General features: G+C 65.7%; 16 protein-coding genes and 4 pseudogenes. 9 read left to right on the top strand and 11 right to left on the bottom strand.

Going from position 1 to position 20,899, the window contains the following annotated elements; all coding sequences use genetic code 11:
- Positions 1 to 369 precede the first annotated feature (369 nt).
- Both JWS14_RS46375 and JWS14_RS46370 read right to left on the bottom strand, forming a co-directional pair.
- The gene (locus JWS14_RS46375) at positions 370 to 1,437 is read right to left on the bottom strand and encodes an ABC transporter ATP-binding protein (protein ID WP_206016886.1); all 1,068 of its coding nucleotides are present in this window, start codon (positions 1,435 to 1,437) and stop codon (positions 370 to 372) included.
- 1,993 nt (positions 1,438 to 3,430) lie between these two features.
- Positions 3,431 to 3,883 carry a MaoC family dehydratase gene (locus tag JWS14_RS46370; RefSeq protein ID WP_105424010.1) on the bottom strand — a complete coding sequence of 151 codons (453 nt, stop codon included), beginning with the start codon at positions 3,881 to 3,883 and terminating at the stop codon, positions 3,431 to 3,433.
- A gap of 1,029 nt (positions 3,884 to 4,912) precedes the next feature.
- Between JWS14_RS46370 and JWS14_RS46365 the strand changes: the two genes are divergently transcribed.
- From JWS14_RS46365 to JWS14_RS46355, 4 genes and pseudogenes are all read left to right on the top strand, one after another.
- On the top strand, positions 4,913 to 6,100 hold the full coding sequence (locus JWS14_RS46365) for an NAD(P)/FAD-dependent oxidoreductase (protein ID WP_206016885.1): 1,188 nt from the start codon (positions 4,913 to 4,915) through the stop codon (positions 6,098 to 6,100).
- Between the two features lie 72 nt (positions 6,101 to 6,172).
- A pseudogene (locus JWS14_RS46360) lies at positions 6,173 to 6,328 on the top strand (IS6 family transposase); the annotation flags it as partial.
- A 19-nt stretch (positions 6,329 to 6,347) separates the two neighbouring features.
- Positions 6,348 to 6,443: pseudogene (locus JWS14_RS50865) on the top strand (phosphatidylserine/phosphatidylglycerophosphate/cardiolipin synthase family protein); the annotation flags it as partial.
- Between the two features lie 59 nt (positions 6,444 to 6,502).
- A pseudogene (locus JWS14_RS46355) lies at positions 6,503 to 6,891 on the top strand (helicase associated domain-containing protein); the annotation flags it as partial.
- Between the two features lie 197 nt (positions 6,892 to 7,088).
- On the opposite strand, the gene JWS14_RS46350 reads toward JWS14_RS46355, so the two are convergent.
- From JWS14_RS46350 to JWS14_RS46330, 5 genes are all read right to left on the bottom strand, one after another.
- Positions 7,089 to 7,886 carry a hypothetical protein gene (locus tag JWS14_RS46350; RefSeq protein WP_206016884.1) on the bottom strand — a complete coding sequence of 266 codons (798 nt, stop codon included), beginning with the start codon at positions 7,884 to 7,886 and terminating at the stop codon, positions 7,089 to 7,091.
- The gene (locus tag JWS14_RS46345; protein ID WP_206016883.1) at positions 7,886 to 9,877 is read right to left on the bottom strand and encodes a hypothetical protein; all 1,992 of its coding nucleotides are present in this window, start codon (positions 9,875 to 9,877) and stop codon (positions 7,886 to 7,888) included. Before JWS14_RS46345 ends, JWS14_RS46350 begins: the two co-directional genes overlap by 1 nt.
- A complete protein-coding gene (locus JWS14_RS46340) occupies positions 9,874 to 10,218 on the bottom strand; it encodes a hypothetical protein (protein ID WP_206016882.1) in 345 nt (114 codons plus the stop codon). The genes JWS14_RS46345 and JWS14_RS46340 overlap by 4 nt, the downstream gene beginning before the upstream one ends.
- A 241-nt stretch (positions 10,219 to 10,459) precedes the next feature.
- The gene (locus JWS14_RS46335) at positions 10,460 to 10,630 is read right to left on the bottom strand and encodes a hypothetical protein (RefSeq protein ID WP_206016881.1); all 171 of its coding nucleotides are present in this window, start codon (positions 10,628 to 10,630) and stop codon (positions 10,460 to 10,462) included.
- A gap of 132 nt (positions 10,631 to 10,762) precedes the next feature.
- Entirely contained in the window at positions 10,763 to 10,993 is a 231-nt protein-coding gene (locus tag JWS14_RS46330) for a hypothetical protein (RefSeq protein WP_241031836.1), read from the bottom strand.
- Positions 10,994 to 11,254: 261 nt separating this feature from the next.
- Between JWS14_RS46330 and JWS14_RS46325 the strand changes: the two genes are divergently transcribed.
- Together JWS14_RS46325 and JWS14_RS46320 are read left to right on the top strand one after the other, a co-directional pair.
- Complete coding sequence (locus JWS14_RS46325; protein ID WP_206016880.1) at positions 11,255 to 12,199, top strand: phospholipase D family protein; 945 nt, start codon at positions 11,255 to 11,257, stop codon at positions 12,197 to 12,199.
- A gap of 229 nt (positions 12,200 to 12,428) precedes the next feature.
- Positions 12,429 to 12,920 carry a hypothetical protein gene (locus JWS14_RS46320; RefSeq protein ID WP_206016879.1) on the top strand — a complete coding sequence of 164 codons (492 nt, stop codon included), beginning with the start codon at positions 12,429 to 12,431 and terminating at the stop codon, positions 12,918 to 12,920.
- Between the two features lie 107 nt (positions 12,921 to 13,027).
- Here the strand turns inward: JWS14_RS46320 and JWS14_RS46315 are convergent, their stop codons facing one another.
- A complete protein-coding gene (locus JWS14_RS46315; protein WP_206016995.1) occupies positions 13,028 to 13,222 on the bottom strand; it encodes a hypothetical protein in 195 nt (64 codons plus the stop codon).
- 295 nt (positions 13,223 to 13,517) lie between these two features.
- Here JWS14_RS46315 and JWS14_RS46310 point away from each other — a divergent pair, with 295 nt between their 5' ends.
- Entirely contained in the window at positions 13,518 to 14,114 is a 597-nt protein-coding gene (locus tag JWS14_RS46310; protein WP_206016878.1) for an Rv1733c family protein, read from the top strand.
- Between the two features lie 99 nt (positions 14,115 to 14,213).
- On the opposite strand, the gene JWS14_RS46305 is transcribed toward JWS14_RS46310, so the two are convergent.
- Positions 14,214 to 14,663, bottom strand: coding sequence for a hypothetical protein (locus tag JWS14_RS46305; protein WP_206016877.1), 450 nt, complete (start codon positions 14,661 to 14,663; stop codon positions 14,214 to 14,216).
- A 45-nt stretch (positions 14,664 to 14,708) separates the two neighbouring features.
- Positions 14,709 to 15,326 carry a hypothetical protein gene (locus JWS14_RS46300; protein WP_241031835.1) on the bottom strand — a complete coding sequence of 206 codons (618 nt, stop codon included), beginning with the start codon at positions 15,324 to 15,326 and terminating at the stop codon, positions 14,709 to 14,711.
- Positions 15,327 to 15,340: 14 nt separating this feature from the next.
- Between JWS14_RS46300 and JWS14_RS46295 the strand changes: the two genes are divergently transcribed.
- Positions 15,341 to 16,054 carry a ParA family protein gene (locus tag JWS14_RS46295; protein WP_206016876.1) on the top strand — a complete coding sequence of 238 codons (714 nt, stop codon included), beginning with the start codon at positions 15,341 to 15,343 and terminating at the stop codon, positions 16,052 to 16,054.
- Positions 16,054 to 16,906 (top strand): annotated as a pseudogene (locus tag JWS14_RS46290) (ParB/RepB/Spo0J family partition protein). Before JWS14_RS46295 ends, JWS14_RS46290 begins: the two are co-directional and overlap by 1 nt.
- 289 nt (positions 16,907 to 17,195) lie before the next feature.
- On the opposite strand, the gene JWS14_RS46285 reads toward JWS14_RS46290, so the two are convergent.
- Positions 17,196 to 20,675: a serine/threonine-protein kinase gene (locus tag JWS14_RS46285; RefSeq protein ID WP_206016875.1), complete on the bottom strand. Its 3,480-nt coding sequence runs from the start codon at positions 20,673 to 20,675 to the stop codon at positions 17,196 to 17,198.
- Positions 20,676 to 20,899: the final 224 nt, after the last annotated feature.

The following is a 20,899-nucleotide window of genomic DNA, read 5'->3' as shown; positions in this document are numbered from 1 at the left end:
CGCCCTCGAATCGGCGAATTCGGCTCTTGTTTCCCGCCTATGGTTCGACCCATCATCGGCACTTCTGGAAGAGCCGGCGCAGGCTGTTGCCGGCTCCGGCAGGCTCAAAGATTTCGTTCGCTGGATCAGGCCTGAGTGCCGAGCGTCACTTTCGATTGATACTGTGATACACGCAACGTTCTGCGTATCATGCTACCCAGGTTTGCCGACTACTGGCAAGCGAAACCGAGCAATAGATCGCATTTCGTACTCTTAGTCTCCGGCAACGCTGCAATTCGTTAGGGGAGAGAGGATTTGCGATCTGTGACCGACCAACGTCCCCACGCTCCTACGTGCAGTCACGCGCCGGAGAGGATTGGACAGGTCGGGTCACGGCTTCAGTACCCGTCGCGACTCCTCAGCTCGCCCATATGGAAGGGGAATGACCTCAGTATTGAAATCATCGGCAGGAAACAGTGTTTCGTCGAAGCTTTGCTGAATCGCGATTTGCGCGGTCTCAGGGAGCGTGTGCATGATGTGCCGGACGCGTTCCTGACGGCGGGCGACGGCCTGCCGGAACGGCATCCCCGGCGTCGCCTTCATCTGCGGGACGATGCCCTCGACGTCGTCGACACCACCGGCATGGTGCCCGGCATCGACCATCGCCTGCTCCTGCGCCATGGTGGCCTCGTCCTTCTCCTCCGACATCCCGATCGGACCGATCATGGTGCCGTTGAGGAACTGCTTGACCACCGGCTCCTCACTGGTGAGCAGCACCTCCCGCGGACCGAACATCACCAGATGTCGGCGGAACAGCATGCCGATGTTGTCCGGCACCGTGCGCGCGAGATTGATGTTGTGCGAGACGATCAGGATCGTCGCGTCGATCTCGGCGTTGATGTCGATCAACGTCTGGGAGATGTAGGTGGTGCGCACCGGGTCCAGGCCGGAGTCCGGCTCGTCGACGAGGATGATCTGCGGGTCCAGCACCAGGGCGCGGGCCAGGCCCGCACGCTTGCGCATACCACCGGAGATCTCACCGGGCAGCTTGTCCTCGGCCCCGAGCAGGCCGACGAGCTCCATCTTCTCCATGACGATCTTGCGGATCTCGGACTCGGACTTCTTGGTGTGCTCGCGCAGCGGGAACGCCACGTTGTCGAACAGGTTCATCGAGCCGAACAGGGCGCCGTCCTGGAACAGCACACCGAACAGCTTGCGGATCTCGTAGAGCTCCTTGGACGAGCACTCGAGAATGTTGGTGCCGTCGATCACGATCGAGCCCTGCTCCGGGCGGAGCAGACCGATCAGCGACTTCAGAAACACCGACTTACCCGTACCCGACGGCCCGAGCAACGCACTGACCTCACCGGCGGGAAGGGTCAACGTGACGTCCTGCCAGATCCTCTGCGAGCCGAACGACTTGGTCAGTCCCTCGACGGATACCTCGACTCCCACCATTACCTCCGCGTCTTTTCAGGCATCCCCGAGCACCAACGCGGACACGTCGACCGGATGGACGCGGCCACAGCACTGTCGCATGTCCTTACAGGGCTTCTTACTGAACCAGCAGTGACGGCGTCTCTCATCGGACTACCTTCCTCGGCTTCTGATTACGGTCGCACCGGCGCCCTTAGGTCACCGTGTAAAACACCCGGGCCTTGGACCCGGTCCACTTTGCGGGCACGCTCGGGCGCCTACATATGTGTCAGAGGTCGGCGATACGCCACGATCAGAGTGATCTACCTCGTGAAATAGTCGCCGCCCCATGCTCGAATCGAAATCGCATATGAGCCACGGACGAACGAACATAATTTAGAATAGATTCGACTATGTGTCAACGCTCACATCAGATGGGGGAAGGTGGCCGCGCACCCGGGACCATCGAACCGCGCGAACACGGCAAAAGGATCGTTCTCACTACGGCCCGCCATGTAGCCCTCGGAAAGCTGCGGGAAGTGGACAGAAGGGAGCGGGTAGGGCCGCCTCAGACAGTGCTTCCTTGTTCGCGATCTCGCATGGCTTCTCGTCTGCCGCATCCTCGTTACGCCAGATGATGTAGCGGCGAATCATGCTGCTCTGCTCCTTGTGACCGATGCCGATCGAGGCGCAGTTCCCGGCACTGCGGGCCTTCGCCCTCGACGGGCACCTCAAGCCGCCGAGAACCGCTCGAAGTCTCTCGTTCTTCCGGTACCTGCGCAGCCTGTATCCGACGGACGTTCGGCTGTCGATCGTGCACAACTACACTTGTCCTCGCCCAAGCCGTTACGCGGCGAACAGGTGCCGCACCCCGTGTAGTCGGGTGTAGGTAGCGCGCGACGTCCTCGCGACTCCCGCCCGAGTGCAGCGTGCTTGCCGCCGCGTTCGGCCCGCTGCCGGCCCGGATGCAGCTGCAGATTGCAGATTCAGCAGCTCGAACTCGTCGAGACAGACCACCTCGGCGACCAAGAACTCGGCGAGCTTGGTCAGGCTCCAGGTCGATACGGCAGATCGTGCTCGGTGGAGGTGGACTTGGCGATCTTCGGAACCGGCATGCCCTGCATGGGCAGTAGGGTATCTGGCTGCGCTGCCAGGTCATACCGACCGGAGGCCACGACAGATTGCCTGCACCAGTCGATTGCCCCTCGTTATCGTCGAGCGAGTGCACTCGTACTCTGTCACCCGACCAAAATGACCGGTGCCGTGCCCGTTACACCGCCACCGGACGGCGTGCCGACCCGAACAGGCACAGGTTCCCGGGTAGGGCACTAGCGGAGTTGCGGGGGGTGTCGTTCGCTCGGCCCGAATCCTTCGGGAGCAGAAGCGTCGACTGCCTGCTGCAGCCGCTCTGCGGTGCAGAGGCGTCGAGTGCGACCGACTCGTCCACATCCCGTGCTCGCGATGATGGATCGTGATCGCGTTTGGTCGTCTAGATCTGGCCACACAGGCGGCAGGCTTGTCCGCCAGCTTGGTCTCGGTCACCGGGCCGCGGGTTCCGATTCAGTTCATCTCGGATCTGTCTCGTGTTCGTTGTCCGAGACCGTCGACCAGAATCTCAACGCTAGGCTTCCACCTCTTGTGGCCTTCCCTACCCCAGGGACAACAAGGCGCGGTTTCGGGTTCGCTCGCGGCCGCACGATTCTCCTTCCGCGGCGATACCCGATAGGGGCCTGCCTGAAGGCTCTGCCTCGGGACGAAGGGGACGCGATGCCCTTTCCGGCAAACACGGATATGCATGCCCCCGGTGACGACGGCAGAGGTAACCTCTCGGCGCGCTCATACACAACCGCTCGGGTTGCGATGGAATCGGAAGATCGACGCCGAGGCTGCTGACCCGTGGCACACATCAACTCGGCGGTTCGCTTCTGATCACCGCGGCTGCCAGGGACTCGGCTGGCACGTCACGTCATCCGCCGCCAAAGCGGCCGATCGGGGTGTCTGGCTAACCAGTGCTCCCTTGCGGATGCTCTGCCCCTCAAGGCACTAGGACGCGAACAGACTCTGCAACACACGCAGGCTTGTCCTCACCCTTGATCTCGATGGTGTACTTCACGACCACCCGCGAGCCCTGCCTGGTGTGCTCGAACGACGCGATCTCGCCGCCTACCCGGATCGATGCCCCCACCCTCACTGGCTGTGGGAAGCGCAACTTGTTCAGCCCGTAGTTGATGACAAGTTTCACGCCATCGACGCGCATCAGGTCGGCACTGAGCCTCGGTAACAGCGAAAGCGTGAGGTAGCCGTGCGCGATCGGGCCACCGAACGGACCCTGCGCCGCCCGCTCGGGGTCGACATGGATCCACTGGTGATCATCGGTGGCGTCGGCGAACGCATTCACGCGGTCCTGCGTGATCTCAAGCCAGTCGCTGTGGCCGAGGTGATCGCCGACGGCGGCCTCGACCTCGTCTATTTTCTGGAATAGGCGCATTGACTCTCCTTGTGTCTGCCCGGTTATGGAGCGGTTATGGCAGCTAGTTCAACTATGGTCGGGCAGCGACGAGCCGGGATGGCCCGCAGTTGACCGCCCGAACACTACTGTCCGCCTCATGGAAAGACCCGTCCGACGCTACCGCGAGTACAAAGCGAATACCCGACGCTGATCAGCTGAAAAGCACCTCGTTATTTAATAGTGAATAGAAAGATAGGCGGTCTCCGACTCGACGTCAAGGACGAGTACCTCAGCTGCAGATTGCCCATCGGGGGTCCGGCCCGGCAGGCAGCGTGCGCGTCATACCCTCAGTCGGCACGCTTTTGTGGCGGCCTGAACTGCCCGGCGCTCGCGCGGCTACCGGGGTCAACCACGCCACGACCTGCATCGATCTGGATCAACGGGTTGCGGCCAGGGGCGTCGAATCGCCTTAGACCGCGGGCTTCACCAGCCCACCGTTTGCAGGGTGGCGCGCGAGACGAGATTTGAGACGATGCATCAACGTCGCGTCATGCGAGTGACACCAGCCCGATGTGGCGATTGCGTCTTGCCGGAACCGTAGGGGATCTGTTCGTCGACAATTGGACTACACTTGGGTGGCATTGGAACTGTCCGCTGATGATATGTCACGTCGCGGTGAAACACGGAAAGTCAAGGCCGCCGACGCATGCGATGGCGGCCTGACACCCTCTCGGGCAACGGAATCGCGGTGTCCTCACTGATGGTCCGCGCTGTGGGAAGACTTCAACATTAAGGTTGCCCTTGAAGGTGACCTCGGATTTCATGCGGAAATTGACAACGTAGACGACACGATCGGCGAGCAGCAGTCCACCTCCAATTTCTGGCCGCCGACGGCTTGGCAGCAATAGGAATATCTATCGTAATGGGCGCAACCCCGGAATTTCATTACCGCTGAGACGTATTCACCGCGACCGCATGGACCTCGCAGCACCCCGTTTGATATGACTTGTGCACACACGCGATGGTGATCATGCCCGTCGCACGGGCAGATTGGGCTGGTACGGGACAGTGCAGAAAATTGTGATCGTCGGGGCGGGCCTGGCCGGTCTGCGCACCGCGGAGGAGCTGCGGCGGGCCGGATACGAGGGTGACCTGGTTCTTCTCGGCGGGGAACCGCACCTTCCCTACGACCGTCCACCGCTGTCGAAGGAAGTGATGCGCGGGGAGAAGAGCGACACCACCCTCAAGCCGCGCGAGTTCTTCGACGAGAAGAACATCGAATTGCGTCTGGGGGTCGAGGCGGCCTCGGTGGACACCGGTTCCCGCATCCTGAGACTCGCCGACGGCACCGAACTCGGCTACGACGAACTGGTGATCGCCACCGGCCTCGTGCCGCGGCGGATACCGGGTCTGCCCGACCTCGCGGGCGTCCACGTTCTCCGGTCCATCGATGAGAGCCTGGCGTTGCGCGCGGACCTCGCCGAGGGCAAGCGGGCACTGATCGTCGGCGCGGGCTTCATCGGCTGCGAGCTGGCGGCGAGCATGCGGGCCGGTGGTCTCGACGTGGTGCTGGTGGAGCCGCAGCCGACGCCGCTGGCGTCGGTGCTCGGCGAGAAGGTCGGCGGACTCGTCGCCCGCCTGCACACCGGCGAGGGGGTCGACCTGCGTGCCGGTGTCGGGCTCACGTCGCTGGTGGGCACGGACCGGGTCACCGGGGCCGTTCTCGGTGACGGAAGCGGGGTGGACGTCGACGTGGTGGCGATCGGTGTCGGCTCGGTGCCGGTCACCGCGTGGCTCGACGGCTCGGGTGTCGAACTGGACAACGGTGTGGTGTGCGACGGCGTGGGACGCTCGGCGGTCCCGCACGTGTGGGCGGTCGGCGACGTGGCCGCGTGGCAGTTGCAGGTGGGCGGGCGCAAGCGCGTCGAGCACTGGAGCAATGCCGGTGAGCAGGCCAAGATCCTCGCCGGGGCGTTGACCGGGACCGGCGACGAGAATCCCGCCGCGCAGGTGCCGTACTTCTGGAGCGACCAGTATGACGTCAAGATCCAGGCACTGGGCACAGTGGCGGCCACCGACGAGGTTCACGTGATCAAGGACGACGGCCGCAAGTTCCTCGCCTACTACGAACGGGACGGCATCCTGGCCGGTGTCGTCGGCGGTGGAATGGCGGGCGGCGTCATGAAGATGCGGGCCAAGATCGCGGCGGGAACTCCGATCGGCGAGGTCCTCGAGGCCGCGTCAGGGACCTGCTGATCGGGGTTGTCCCCATCTTCGAGGGCATTGTCACGTTAACGGTAGTGGGGTCCGGCTAGCAGGATCGGCTTGGTGAACACCGCAGCGCCGTCGTACAAGCGTCACCGCTTCCCGGTCGACATCATCCGGCGCTGTGTGTGGTTGTACTTCCGCTTCAGCCTCAGCTTCCGCGATGTGGAGGAGGTGATGCTCGAACGCGGTGTCGTGGTGTCCTACGAGACGATCCGGTAACACCTGATCGACCTCGGTGATCTCCTCGCGGGCCGCGGTTCGCGCCCACGCCACCTCCCCGTTCGCGCTCACGCACTATGTGGACGCCGGTGTGAGGGTGCTGTCGTCGCCGAGGTAGCGATCGCGTTCGGGCAGGACTGGGCGAGCCAGCTGCGGCACCGCCGGGCACGAGGTTTTCGACTGGGACTTTGGCAGGACCGCCAGCGGGTTGCCCGTATGCTCGGCACCCTTCCGCCCCAACGCATTGCGCAACTCGATGCGACCGGGTTCGTGTGGAGTGATGACGATCTTCCACTTCCTGCCGTGTCACCGGCCGACGGCAAGCGGCGACGGATGCTGACCGAAATTGCCGCCTACCGCGAAGAGCACGGCGACGCACTCGTTCCCGCGAACTATGTACCGCCGACGGTGAACAGGTAGGCCAGTGGCTCTACCGGGCGGTAAAGAAGTGGCGAGCCAACGCATTGCCCGACGATGAGAGGCGACCACTTGCTGCCCTCGGGGTCTCCCCCGGCCCACGCCCACGGGGGCCGAGAATGCCAGCACAGCCTGTGGGATAAACATTTCACCGCCCTTGTCTACGGGCACAATTGGTCGCTCGCCCCACCATCCGGCGGACAGTGGTAGTTGACCCACTTGGTGGGCGGACTCCTGTCCCGGCCGACCACGCCCACATCGAGGTGAGGGACACAGCGTCCCGAAATATCTAGCGGCCCCGTGGATTGCTCCGGCGCGCCAGCCGAGGCACGGAGGACTCTTAGATCCAGTCGATGTGGACGGAGTCGATGTGGTCGAAGTGGAATCCGAACTGGTCGCTGTACGTGTCGAAGCCTTTGTTTTCGGGGTAGTCGAGGGTGGCATGCCGCTCCAGGAGTGCGACGACGCGGGCGTGATCGTCATTGGCCAGTGCGGCGGCGAGTTCGCGGGACTCTTCACTGGTGAACGGGGTGTCGGAGTTCGCGAAGTCCAGGGTGCGGATGCGGTAGTCGTAGCCCTCGTCGGCGCCGTTGCGGACCATGACGCCGCCCTTGACGCGGATGACCGCCTTTTTGGGTGTTCCGTCGGGACGCAACACTCCGGCGCGTTTCATGATGTCCTCGGCTTTGACGTTGCGGAGTTTCTTGCTGGCGTCGGCGCGCAGCTCGTTCGTTTCACCGGACCTGTATCGGGAGACCGCGGAGCGGGATCGGCCGATCTTGGTGGCCACAGCGTCGATGCCGCCGAGGCGTTCGATCGCGGCACGGCGTTGGGCACGCTCGAGGACGTCCGGGTGGGGGATGCGGCCAAGTTGGGCCCACCGGCGCAACGTTCGGGCGGACGGCGGTGTGCGGCCGGCATCGATTGCGGCCTGCCGCAGGCCCTCGTTGCCGAGTTCCTTACGCAACTGTTTCACCGAGACCTTGCTGGTCAGACCCGCGAGTCCCCCGCTTTTGACCTGCTTCGACTTCTCCACACCGCTGGTCGCGGCGCTGGCGACGGAAACCTTGAGGCCATCGAGACCGACCGCCTGCTGCGGCGGCTTCGTGGTGCGGGGCTTGGGAAGATGCAGAGCCATCAGTCCTCGTCTTCCTCGGCGAATGCCGCTTTGATCGTGAGTTTCACATCGTGCATGTCCTCCGCCGACGCCAGGTCAGACACAAGTGTGTCGGTGAGCAGTGTGTCCTTCTCCACCGACATCTTCCCCAAAGCGTCGCTCTCGTCGGCGATGTCCTCACCGCCTGAGAGCAGGTACACCCAGGAGTCGGTGATGGTGCGGACCGGCCAGTGGCCGTGCTCGCGGGCGATCCGCATCGCCACCCGCCGGCCGCGCCACCGGCAGTGGGCGATGATCGCCGCACGCCACAGCGGTTGGTGGTGGTGTTGCATCTGCTTGGCAGTCCACATGTCCGGGTTGACCATCCGCCCGATGTAGCCCTTGTAGCAGGAGCCGATGAAGCTCTTCATTGCGGCGTCCTCGGTGTCCACCGCGGTCTTGCGGGCCTCGCGGAGGATCTTCGCCCACTTGTCCAGTACGCGGCCCTGCTGCGGGTAGACCCAGGCCTCGGTGATGTCGAGGTCGTCGAGATCCGCGCCGATCCCCCCATCTGCGACCGGTGAACACAACCCGTCGAGGCTGACCGAGGTGACCCACGTCTGCACCGGCTGATCCGCCCGCATGTGCGGGTGCGGGGGCGGCAGCTTCTCGGGCAGCGACAGTGTCTGCCCCGCGGGCAGGGTGATCCGCCACAGCCCGAACGGGGCACCCTTGTCCCCCACCGCCGCCGCAGCGGCCGCCGCACCGGTCAGATGTGTGGGTTGCCCGTAGCCGAATTCGAGCATCCCGGCCGAGGCCAGGTAGGCGGCCCGTTGGTCGATGGACACCAACCGGCGTACACCGTCGAGATCCTCCGCGTCGGGCACGCGGACCCAGCCGACCGCGGGTTCGAGCTCCTTGCGGGGAGCACCATCGAGCGGTGGTACCGGGCCGGCGGTCGCCACCACAATGCCCTTCCCCGATCGGGTGCGTTCGCGCTTGATCTTGTCGAGGATCGCGGCGCCGGTTCGGGCCGGTGTCGGCCCGGGCAGTACGCCGAGGTGTTTCGCGGACCACGCCAACCGTCGGCCGAGTTCACGCGCGGCCGGCAGGTCGTCGTCGGGGAGATACGTTCCGGCGGTGGGTGAGCCGAGGATGCCCATCTCACCGACCCGGTTGTTCCAGCCGAAGTCCTTGTTCCAGTACGTCCACACGTACGGTTCGATGACCACATCGACCATGGAGGTGAACTTGCCGATGCTGCGGGACAGGTGCACCACGTGTCCCGGATCGCCGCGCAACTCCCACCCGGCGCTGAGCATCGGGGTGAGGGCGGCCTGCAGGACCGCGGTCAGCTCGGACGCGGCGCGGGTGCGCAGTGCCTCCATGTCGTCGAAGTCCTCTTCGTTGCCCGGGTCGATCACCCACCCCAACGCCTCGCACGCGCCCTGGCCGACGATCCACACCTGCGGCGGCGCGCCCAGCGGTTTCAGGGCGGCCCAGCGAACCAGTTTGTCGAGCTTCTCCACCGAATCCACCGGACCGGTCAACTCCCGCCCAGACGGCGTATACGTCCCCGCGGCGGTCACGATCAACGCATGACCATCGGCATCCTCTCCGGCCGGCAGCGACTCCCACACCGGTGCGGGTGGTGTTGTCGTGTCGCTGCCAGCCTCGTCGCCGTCCACCGCCTCGTTGTCCACCTCGGGAGACGGCGACGTCGGGGCATCGTCGGCGTCGGCGACATCCGGCTGCTCGGACGATTCACGGTGTCCGGCAACGGCTGGCCCCGAGCCCGCCTGATCGGCTTCGACGAAGACAGCAGCATCGACGGAGACAGCGTCGTCGACGGAGACAGCGTCGTCGACGGAGACAGCGTCGTCGACGGAGACAGCGTCGTCGACGGGAAGAACGTCATCGTCAGGAAGAACGTCATCGTCGGGGAGAACGTCATCGGTGGAAGCGGGAGATGTCGTCGTCGGGGTTGTCTCGGGCAGTGCGAACAGGGGTATCTGTTCCCACGGACCGCTCATGACTCCTGCTCGGTGATCCGGCCGTCATGATCTGCCGGCGGGACGCGGTAGCGGTCGAAGAACTCCTGCAGGGCAACGTCCACGACGTTGGTCACCGTGGATTGGCGATCGTTCACCAGCCAGTTCAACCGGGCCTCCGTCGAGGCCAGGACCCGGGTATTGAGCGGAACCTTCGCCGGGCCCTTCCGCGGTTCCAGCTTCGCCGTCAATTCCGGACTCGGCGTTCCCGGACCACCGACGTCTCCCGCACCGGACGCGCGTTTCCCCGAGCCCGCGGCGCCTCGTCGCGCCCCGGTCGGGCGGCGGCGGGCGCCGCCTTCGGAATTTCCTGCCTTCGCCATCCCCACCCACTCGTGTTCGGTGTGCCGCCCGTGTACGTGCGCGGACCTCACCCTACCCACTACGTGCCTTGTTGCCGGTATTTTCGCTGGCATGTTTGCGCGCAGAGTTGCGCCCAACTGTGACGGGGTGGGGTGTTACCTCCCGCCGAGGGGTTGACGCCGCTGGTGGCGGCCTCGCCGGAGACACTGCCCGGGCGGTGTCTCCGCAGGGAACCGTCATGATGCGACAACCGCGGAGTCGTCATTCCACCAGCGTGATCGGCACCCCGGGGGTGATGAACAGGTGGTGCCGGGCGCCGTCATGGGTGAGCGACATCGCCACTCCCAGGGTGTGTCCCTCGGTGAACCGTGCGAGCAGCTCGCGGGTGGCCTCGAATCGGGTCCGGCTGATGCCGTAGGTGACACCACCCAAAGATGAGGCTGGGCACCGTACCCTCCTTCTGCCTTGGCGGTGGATCGTTGCCGGAAGTCTCGCGGACACCGACTCCTCCACGAGGGCGGACACACCGTCGCGGCCCGGCGGAGGTAGCTGCTGCGGGTGGGGTTACCAGCGGTGGACGACGGTCGGGTTCGGCTCGTCGCTGCCTCGAATCGCGATCGGAGTCGCCGGCGTGATCAGCAGGCGAACCGTCGTGTTCTGGCTGACGAACCCGACGAATCCGCCGTTGCCGTTGCCGTCGAAGATGCCCCGGATGTCGTCCTCGAGGCCGTGGGCGGCGGCCGCATCGGCGAGCGGGTAACGGACCCCGTCGTAGATCGCTTCGTAACTCATCATCCTTCTCCCGCTAGTCTCGTGGTGCTCACAAGAGTAAGAGCGCCGAGCCGACGGTCGGCGCCGACGCCGACGCCGACACGTTGTCCGCAACCGAGATTCGACCGGATCGCTGCACCCCGGGCGACCGCCGTCAGCCCCTCACCCGCGCCACCGTCGACCTCGCCGGGGCGCGCCGAACCGACGGCGCCCCCCTTTAGCTTCCTTTTAGCGTTGCCCGGGACCGGCACCACACGCAAGGCGGGCCGGTTACCGTCTGTCGGTATGGGGACCACCTTCCACGGGCCGAGCCCGTGGCCGCACATCACCCGCGCCATCCGCACCCGCGGCGCCCGGTACGCCGCGATCGGCTACCTCGGACAGGATGCACCCGCCCTGCTCCCGCTGCGCGCCGGGGACGTCCTGGTCGTCAACGCCTCAAAAGCCGCTATCCGGGCGCACGCCACCTCCCCCGCCGCCCTCGCCCACTACCTGAACAAGGGGGTGCGGGTGCTGTCCTCGCCCACCCTGCACGCCAAGGTGATCGTCACCAACGCCCGGGCGGTGATCGGGTCGGCGAACGCATCGGAAAACTCCACCCTGGCCGACGACGCTGTCGTCATCACCGACGACCCCGAGATCATCGCCTCCGTGCGGAAGTTCATCGACGGCCTCGACGAGATCACCGAGGTCGATCAGGTGTTCCTCGACGACGCGATCCGGGAGTGGGAGATCGGCCGCGCGGTCCCACTGCCCGGGGTCACCGGCCGCGTGCGCACCGAAACAGATTTCCTGCCGACGCCGGTGACCCGGATGTTCGTCAAACACGCCGTCGACTACGAACCCACCCGCACCGAACAACAGGTCCTCGATGAGCAGCGGGGCCGCCATCACAGCCGCGGCGGCCCGGCAGCGAAGTACCAGCTCGAATCGCTTCGCCTCGACAAGCCCAGCGGTGTGAGACGGGGCGACGTGATCGTCTTCGTCTCCGCCGATGACGCGTGGATTTACGCACCGGCGGTCGTGGTGTCCGACCCGATGAAGATCCCGCGGTCCGGTGGAGCGGTTCTGTACTTCCTGCGCCTGCGCACCGGGCTGTCACCCCTGCCCCTCCCAGACGCCGAGAAGGCGCTGACCGATCTCGGGCACCCCGGGTCACGGCTGCGGACCGACCACTACGTCCGCTCCCCTGACCTTAGGGCCGCGTTGCTGGGGTTGTGGGACCTGTGACCGTCAGCGTGCTGTGGCAGTGTGAGAGTCAGCGCCGCAAACCAGAGCGTCGTGCATTCCTCGTGCCTTGGAGGATCCGCGCCAGCGCTCGCGTTCCTCGGTGACCGGCGGGTAGGCATGCTGATCTCAGCTACCCGGGTGTAGGGCTCATGTTCGAATCATTCCCGCGGAGAGGGATTCTCAGGAAATTCACCGACACCACCGGGCCGGGTGATGCGACGATCGAAGCATGCGCCGCCATCGTTGGCCGGCCCTCGCGCCGCCCACCACCGGAGGGATCACCGTGCACGCGGGCATGCCGATCGTGGCCGAGAATGACCTCACCCTCGAATTATCCGCGGTGACCGCGTTCGCATCCGGGCTGCTGCTGCGGTTCGCGCTCTGGGTCGCCGGTGTACGCGCCGACTTCGCGCGTCACGAAACTCGGCCCCTGACCGACGCCCTCGATTGGTCGGCGCAGTGGTCCTATCTGGCCGTGAACATCCTTGTCGACGACCTCGGCGGCCTCGCCGATCCGTTCCACCCGGTCCCCGATTCCGGGTTAGAGGGCTCCGGGCCGTACCGAACGACGCCGCAGTACTGGATCGGCACCTACCCGAGCACCGGGGCACTGACCGTCACCACCAGCTGGACGCAGGTCGGACTCCACCGCACCTCGTTCACGCTCGCACTCGGGCCCAGTCCCTTCCCCACCACCTTCGGGTCCGGTGCCCAGCGGTGACCGGAGACGCTGCTCGACGAGCTGGATGGTGCGGCGGTGGACGATTCCCGGTCACCCGCTAGCTACCGGCGAACCGAGTTGCACACCCCCACAGGAGCGTCCGTCGCTCAGGCGAAACGGGCGATGCGAGCGGTCGCGCACATCGGGCACCGGCTGGTCTCGCCGACGACCCACCCGTTGATCCGGGCGAACACCTCCGCCGCGGATTTCCCGGCGACCGCGGCCTCGAATCGGTGCTCACACAGATCGCACCGCACCGCCCACCCATTATGTCCTCTGGATTGGATCACCTGCGCAGTCATGTCACCCTCACGCTCGCGACGTCACCGAACCTGGCACCAGCATGGCACAGCCGACCGACGAAGCAGGGGCACGGAATCCGGTCCTGACGAATCCACGACCCCACACCGCCGGCGCGGGCACCGAACCGCGAGATCTTGGTCGTCCGCCAGCCGGCACCGGGGCCATGCGGGCAGTGTGCAGCGGGCGGCGTCGGGGCACTCTGGCAACCAGAGCGAGGGTCCACATCAGTGCAGTGCATGCGGAGGGACGGAGGGGACGATCGGTATGGGATGCAGACGCCGCCAACGTGCGCTCATGTCCGTGGGCGCCGCACCCGCTCCGAATCATCGGCATCTCTTTCACCGTCCGGTGGACCGGTTGGCCGCCCGACTGCGCCTGCTGCGCGCGGCGGTCGCCGCACTGATGCTCGTCCTCACCGCCGGCACCGCGGTGCTGGTCTACGACGCCGAAAGTGCCGGCGCGGCCGACCAGCAGGCCCGCACCCATCCGGTGACAGCCACGATCATCCCCGACACCGGCTCCACCGGCACCGGCACCGGTACTCCCGTACGCCCGGGCGCCCGTCTCGATCCTCGCACCGGCAACGTGCCCCTCGCCGCGACCTGGCAGTGGGCCGGCGACACCCGCACCGGCCTCATCGAACTGCCGGTGGGCGCCTCCGCACACTCTCGGACCAGCATCCTTGTCGACTCCTCCGGCACCTGGGCCGGCCCGAAGATCGACAGCACCGAGATCGTCGGCAACACCGTCGCAGCCGTCATCGGCGCCGTCGTCGTGGCCTCCGCCCTGACCGCCGGCCTGCACACCTGGTGCGCCCGCGTACTCGACCGGCACCGTCAACGCTACTGGGACGAAGCCTTGTGCCGCCTATTCGCCACCGGAGGGAAGTAACCGCCCGTCCCGCCGCGGCATCGTCCCCGCTCACCTGACCACCTACCAACTCGCGTACGGAATCATCCCGCGGTTGAGAAGGTCCGGCGCCGACGACGATCACGCCGCCGTCAGTCGTTCCCTCGGAACCAGCAGCGCAAGAAGGGCGATGATCAGGCCGCCGCCGGCGAGGTACAGCCCCCAGCGATCGGTGAGCACGATGTCGTAGTTGTCCCGGAGATAGTCGCCGACACGCTCATTGAGCCGCCAGAAGAACACCGCGAGGGTGCCGATCCCCACGATCACGCCCAGCCACCCGGCCGCACGTGAACCCACCAGCGCGGCGACCAGCAACAATACCGCAGCTCCGAGCAGCAAAATCATCATCGACTTGTAGAAGGTCACAACCTGATTTTCGATCTGCTCGACGGTGACTGCGGTGGGAAAGCCGTCACGCAGATCGATCACCGCGACGTCGCCCGGCGCAATGCCCCAGGCGACGGGAAGGAAGGCACCGATCGCGACCGCAATGGCGCACGCGAACAGGACCAGATGGACGAAGGTGCGCATCAGCGTTCTCCTCTGTGTGGGGCAGACGATATGCGGGGATTTCTTTTACTCGTCTGGTGCCGGTGGCGGGGAAGCGGCCCGAAGCTGATCGAGCGCGAGTGACACCGTGGTGCGGCGGACCGCACCGAGGTGGGACCGTGCCACGGGGAGCGCCTCGAAGGTGGTCGACATGCCCAGCGCCCACGGCGCTGATTCGACCGGGGTCAGCCCACACCGCCCGAAGTGGTCCGAGAGCCGGCCGATGGCGCTGTCGAGCGCGGCGATGTGCACCGGATCCGCGTCCGGATCCGCGTCGGGGTCGGGGTCGGGGTCGGGGTCGGTGCCGGTGCCGAGAATGGAGCCGGTAGTGAGCACCGGGTAGGGCCACATCAGCACGATCCCGGTGGGCAGCATCCGATGAATAGTCTCAGCCACCAGCCACAGTCCCAGGTCGTGGCCCCGCAGCGGTTCGGTGACGAACGCGATGTTCGGGATCAGGACCGCCTCGGTGACGACGGTCAGAGTCTCGTACTGTTCCTCGACCTGCTCGGCGAGTTGATTACCGTCGAACAACCCCGCCAGCATCTCGTGATCGCCGTCGAACTGGTCCAGGCACAGGGCGATCGGGTCCGCGGCGCCGAGGCGGATCACCGTGAAGTCGAGCGAGCCGACGTGGTGAAGCAAACGGAAAGGGTCCCATGACCATTCATGTCCTTCTCAATCAGAAGGGCGGCGTCGGCAAGAGCACCGTCGCCGTCAATCTCGCCGCCGTCACCGCGGACGTTCTCAACCAGGATGACGACCCAGATGCCACCTCCCCGGTCGCTGCGGTCTCCGTCGACCCACAGGGTTCGGCGATCTGGTGGGCCGACCGACTCGACAACCTGCCGTTTCACGTCGTGCAGGCCCACGACGACCTCAACGGGCTACGTCAGCTGGGTCAGCTGCCCGGCATCCGACACGTGTACGTCGATACTCCCGGCTGGATCGATCTCAACGCCGCCGACGACACCTCCGACCCCCTCGGTCGCGGACCGGCCGCCGACGCGTTGCGGACGGTCCTCGAGGTGGCCGATCACGTCCTCGTGCCGATGGAGACCGAACCGCTGTCCTTCGACCCGACCGCGCGGGCGATCCGAAAGATCCTCGAGCCGCGCGGCATTCCGTACACCGTGGTGATCAACAACTGGGATCCCCGCGACGGAAAGTCCGACCTCGAGGAAACCAAAGACTTCGTCCGCGCGAACAAGTGGCCGCTCGCCAAGACCGTCATCCGGCACTACAAACTGCATGCCCGGGCCAGCGCCGACGGCCTGGTCGTCACCGAATACCCCGCCAACCGGGTGGCACTGCAGGCCCGCGAGGACTTCGACCGGCTGGCACTGGAACTGCGCATCGACAGTGGTCGGTGATGGCCCGCGGCACCCGCACCAACCTCGCGACCCTGGCCGGAGTCGTCGGCGAGAACTCCCCCCGTCGACCGGCCCGCAGTCGGCGGGACACCGACCAACGTGCCGCTGAGCGAGCTGGCACCGAACCCGCGCAATCCGCGTGATGAACTCGGCGACCTCGCAGATCTGGTCTCGATCACCGGCACCCAACTCAAACCCGCCCTGGTAGTCACCCGGGACGCCTACATGCGGCTGTATCCAGAAGACGACACCAAGATCGGGCTCGCCCGCTGAGTGGTGATCAACGGGTGCCGGCGCCTGGCCGCCGCCGAGAACTTCGGTCGCCCCAACCTCGACATCGTCGTCAAGGACGAGGTCGCCAAGGACCGGGAGACCCTGCTCGCCGCGGCGGTCATCGAGAACGTGGGCCGCCGCGACTTCGACGTCATCGAAGAGGCCAAGGCCGTCGAGCTCCTGATCAGCGAGTGCGGAACCGTCGACAAGGCGGCACTCAAGCTCAACAAGTCCAAGGCGTGGATCTCGTACCGCCGATCCCTGCTCAAGCTCGCCCCCGAGCTGCAAACCGCACTCCGCAAGGGTGAGCTCGCCGTCCGCACCGCCCGCTCACTCGCCCAGGTCCCACCCGAGGCCCAAGTCCAAGCCTGGGCAACCGAACAACAACGAGAACATAAGAAGCCCGAGCCGGATCCCACACCCGAGCCTGAAAACCGTATGCCAACAAGAACTCCCGTCACCGCAGCAAAGGTCGCCCACACCTTCCGTCGCCTGGAAGCCGACCCGACCACGCTCGCCGATTACCTCGACGCGGACGGATTGCGAACACTCATCCAGGCGCTGACCGATCGACGCTAATTTGGGATTCGCCCTGGGCTGCTCACCGCGATGAACAGCGCCATGCCGGAATGCTCGTTGGGAAGGCACAAGATGGCTGACTTCCGTTAGGGCTCCGGTGTGGTGTGAACTGATCCCTAGACAAGATCGATTTTTACTACGGCAGGGCATTTCGTCACTACGACCCGCTCACCACCCCAACCGAATCGGTGTATCCGGGCTCATGTGTCCACGCATGACGGTGGAGTTGCACCGTCGAAGTCGGACATCACGGTTCGACCCTTGCAGCGCCAACCTGAGCGACAACTGGTCAGGTCGGTTGTTTCTCCAGGTCGTCGAGATACTCGCTCAAGACGGTGGACGCGGATGGGTCGTCCGCGCGCTCGTGCAGGTGTGTGCGGAGACCCCGCGCCAACCGGTTCACCGCGGGTCCGGCATCGAGCACCGGGCGTACCTGCCCGAGCCGGGCGCACTGCTCGACGAGCGGCAGCAGTTCCGTGAGCGCGGCATCTTGCTGTCCCATGGTGGCCAACACTTCCACCTGCAGCAGGGCGGCGTTGAGGAATGCCCGCGGGCGAGCCTGCGGGTCGATTGACGCGACGAGGGCGTGTGCCCGCTCGTAGACGGGCGCGAGGTTCTGCTCATCGTTTTGGGTGGTCAGGGCGGCCCGAATCGCCGAGTCCTCTTCCATTTCGAAGGTGACGACGGCGATTCCATTGCTCCGATCGCACTGACGTCGGCTCTCGGGGTCGATAGCCGGGGTCCCGGAGGCCGCATGTCCGATTCCGGCTCGGACTCGTTCGTTGGCGATTCGCGCCGCCAATCGGGGCAAGCGCAGTTGCTGCGCCAGCCGGGCGCCCTCGTCGAGCCGCGTCTTCGCGGCATCCGTCTGCCCGAGCAGGTGTTTCAGTCGGGCGCCCGTGCCGTAGGTGGCGAGCATGAAGTCGACAGTGCCTCCCTCGGCACCCAAGGTGTGGCTACGGTCGAGGAGTTGATCCGCCTCGGTGAGGTTGCCCTGCTCGTATAGCAGGTCGCCAAGTAACGCTGCGGTGAGCCGGGTGCCATAGCCGAGCCCCTCTTCGGCCTCGGTGGCCAGTGCCATGGCGTGCCGGAAGCTGGCCTCTGCCGCCGACAGGTCGAGTTGTTCCCGTGCGGCGATCCCGGCCATGCAGTATCCGTAGATGCTGGTGAAGGGCCCGGTGGAACGTTGATGGAAGGGCAGCGCCCACTTCTGCCATCGGCGGGCATCGTCGAAATCGAATCGGTAGATGGCGCGGAAAGACGCGACGTCCGCTGCTCCGCACATGACCCAGGGTCGCAGTGTGTCCGCCCGGGCCATGCACCGCTCGACGGCCTCGTCGAGCCCGTCGATCAGGTCGTTGAACGCGGTGATCGTGGCGTGGATGAACCTCGCCTCGACGCGCATATCCACAATCATGTCGTCATCGCCGCTGGCCAGTGCTGACTCCGCGACGGAAAGATATTGTTCGGCATCGCGCGGATGATGCAGCAACGTGTGCGCCCACGCGATAGCGATCTGAAGGCGGGCCCGGCCAGCAGTCCTTCTCGCCGGCAGTTTCGCGGCGAGGCCGAGAAGCGTGCCCATCTGCGACTGCTCGAGCAGATCCATCGCGGCGTCCTCGACGAGCGTGACAGCGTCGCTCTCGTGACCGGCGAGAAGGTAGTGGTCGACCGCCTGACTGAGAAGGTGCCGGTCCGCGAACCACTGGCCTGCTCGCCGATGAAGCTCGACAATTCGCTCGGGATCGTCACGCTCGAGGCGGTGCTGGAGGAACTCGGCGAACAGGTGGTGGTAGCGGAACCATCTCCCCTCCTCGTCGAGCCGGCGCAGGAACAGATCACGGGACTCGATGTCCTCGAGCGTCGCTTGCCCTTCCCGGTTGTCGGTGAGCGCGCGTGCCAAGCTGCCGCACGTCTTCTCGGTGATCGAGGTTGCGAGGAGGAAATCGAGGGTGCCTCGATCGAGACTGCCGAGGACGTTCTCGGCCAAATACTCGCCGATGGCCCGATTCCCTCCGGACAGATGCTCGATCAGCCTCCGCGGCTCCGGGTGATCACGTAACGCCAGTGAGACGAGTTGCAGTGCCGCCGCCCATCCATCCGTCGACTGTTCGAGCTCGACGATGTCAGGTGCGTCCAGCTCGAGACCGGAGCGGTCGACCAATAACTGGGTCGATTCCTGGACGTCGAAACGCAATGCTGTGGAGTCTATTTCGATGAGTTCGTTGCCCACACTCATTCTGCTGAGCGGGAGGCCGAGCCGGGTGCGGCTGGTGACGATCAGGTGCAGGTGGTGGCAGCCGTGCTCGAGGAGGAATGCCAGCGCCGACCGGGTGTCCTCGTTGCTCACGCGGTGCCAGTCGTCGATGACCAGGGCGACGTGGTGGTCGGACGAATGAAGCTGGTCGATCAGCGAGGTGAGAACGTACCTTTCGCGGTCCGCGCCGTGGACTTCGAGTTCACGAACCAGCTCTCGGCCGAAAGCTGGTTGCGCCATCGCAATCGACTCGATCAGGTGGGTGAGGAACCAGATGAGTGTGTTGTCGTCGTTGTCGATGGTCAGCCACGCAGTGGCCACCTCTTCCTCCCGCAGGGCCGCGAGGCGTTGGGCGGCCAGTGTGCTCTTACCGAACCCCGCGGGTGCGTGAATCAGCACCAGGCGCCGGCGACCGCTCCGGCGCAGGCGTTCGAGCAGGTGCGTGCGTGCCACCGTCGCTCCCGGTGTGACCGGTGGGCGGTACTTGGTGGACGCACTCGGTGGCGGGGGTTGATCCAGCCGGGTCCCGTTGCCGCGTCGGTATCGAAGATATTCCGACACGCCCACCCTGACCTCGTCCGTGGGTCGGAAGAGGCGGTCGTCGTCACCGACGATCGGAAGCGGGATATCCGCCAGTGCGAGACCGATGTGTTCGCCCGCGTCTCGCAGCGCGGCGCCCAGGTCTGCAGCAGTGGTGGGGCGCTCCGCTGGGTCCCGGGCCATGGCCGACTCGATCACCGTGCACACCGCCTCCGGAACTTTCACGTCTCGTAGATCGGGCAGCGGCTCCGTGCCGATGCGCATCAGCTGGGCGAAGACCTGCTCGCCGCGGCGACGGGCAAACGCCGGTCGGCCCGCCAGTGCGGTGAACAGTGTCGCCCCGAGTCCGTAGACATCCGTGACCACCGACGCGTCGACGCCGCTGAGCAGTTCCGGGGCGGTGTACGCGGGGGACCCGGCCACCAGACCCCGGGTGGTCTCCTCGCCTCCGGTGATGCGGGCGATGCCGAAGTCGGTCAACTGCGGCTCGCCGTACTCGGTCAACAGGATGTTGCCCGGTTTGATGTCGCGATGCAGCACTCCCGCGCGGTGCGCGGTCTCCAGAGCACCGGCGAGTTTGACACCGACGGCCAGTGCCTCGGCGGCCGTCAAGGCACCGTGGTGGGTGATCCAGGAGTCGAGAGAGTCACGGCGATGAAACGGCATCACAATGTAGGGGCGACCGGTGTAGGTGATTCCCGCTTGCAGCACATGGACGATGTTCGGGTGCCCGGACAACCGCCCCATCGCCTGCTGCTCACGCAAAAAACGCGCACGATCCATATGGTCCGGATCCGGACTCAGAACTTTGACGGCAACTACCCGGTCGAGCGTCGGTTGCCGGCACCGGTACACGATGCCGAAACCGCCGCGGCCGACGATGCACGCGTCTTCGAAACCTTCAGCCGCCAACTCCGCGACGACGTCGGCATCGACCTGTCGTTGCGTGCTCTCGGTGGCGTCGTCCGTCATGGCAAGTCTCGGAGCGCCGGGACCGGTTCGCCGATTCTCCACACCCGGGCCCACCAACTCCTGCCCATGGGGTCTCCTCGCGATGCGCCTATTCCATTCTAGATACCGCCGACTCGCTGGTGCCGAAAACGCTGGTGATGGCGAGAGATGGCGACGCCGCAATATGCGCGCCGCCGCCGGACCGGGAGGAACACCGCGCGGCCGCGTTCCGCATCGACGCGGTG

This window comes from Rhodococcus koreensis, assembly GCF_017068375.1.
Classification (GTDB): Bacteria; Actinomycetota; Actinomycetes; order Mycobacteriales; family Mycobacteriaceae; genus Rhodococcus_F; species Rhodococcus_F koreensis.
Note: the sequence above shows the minus strand (reverse complement) of the source record. Positions and strands in the feature narration are given on the sequence as shown.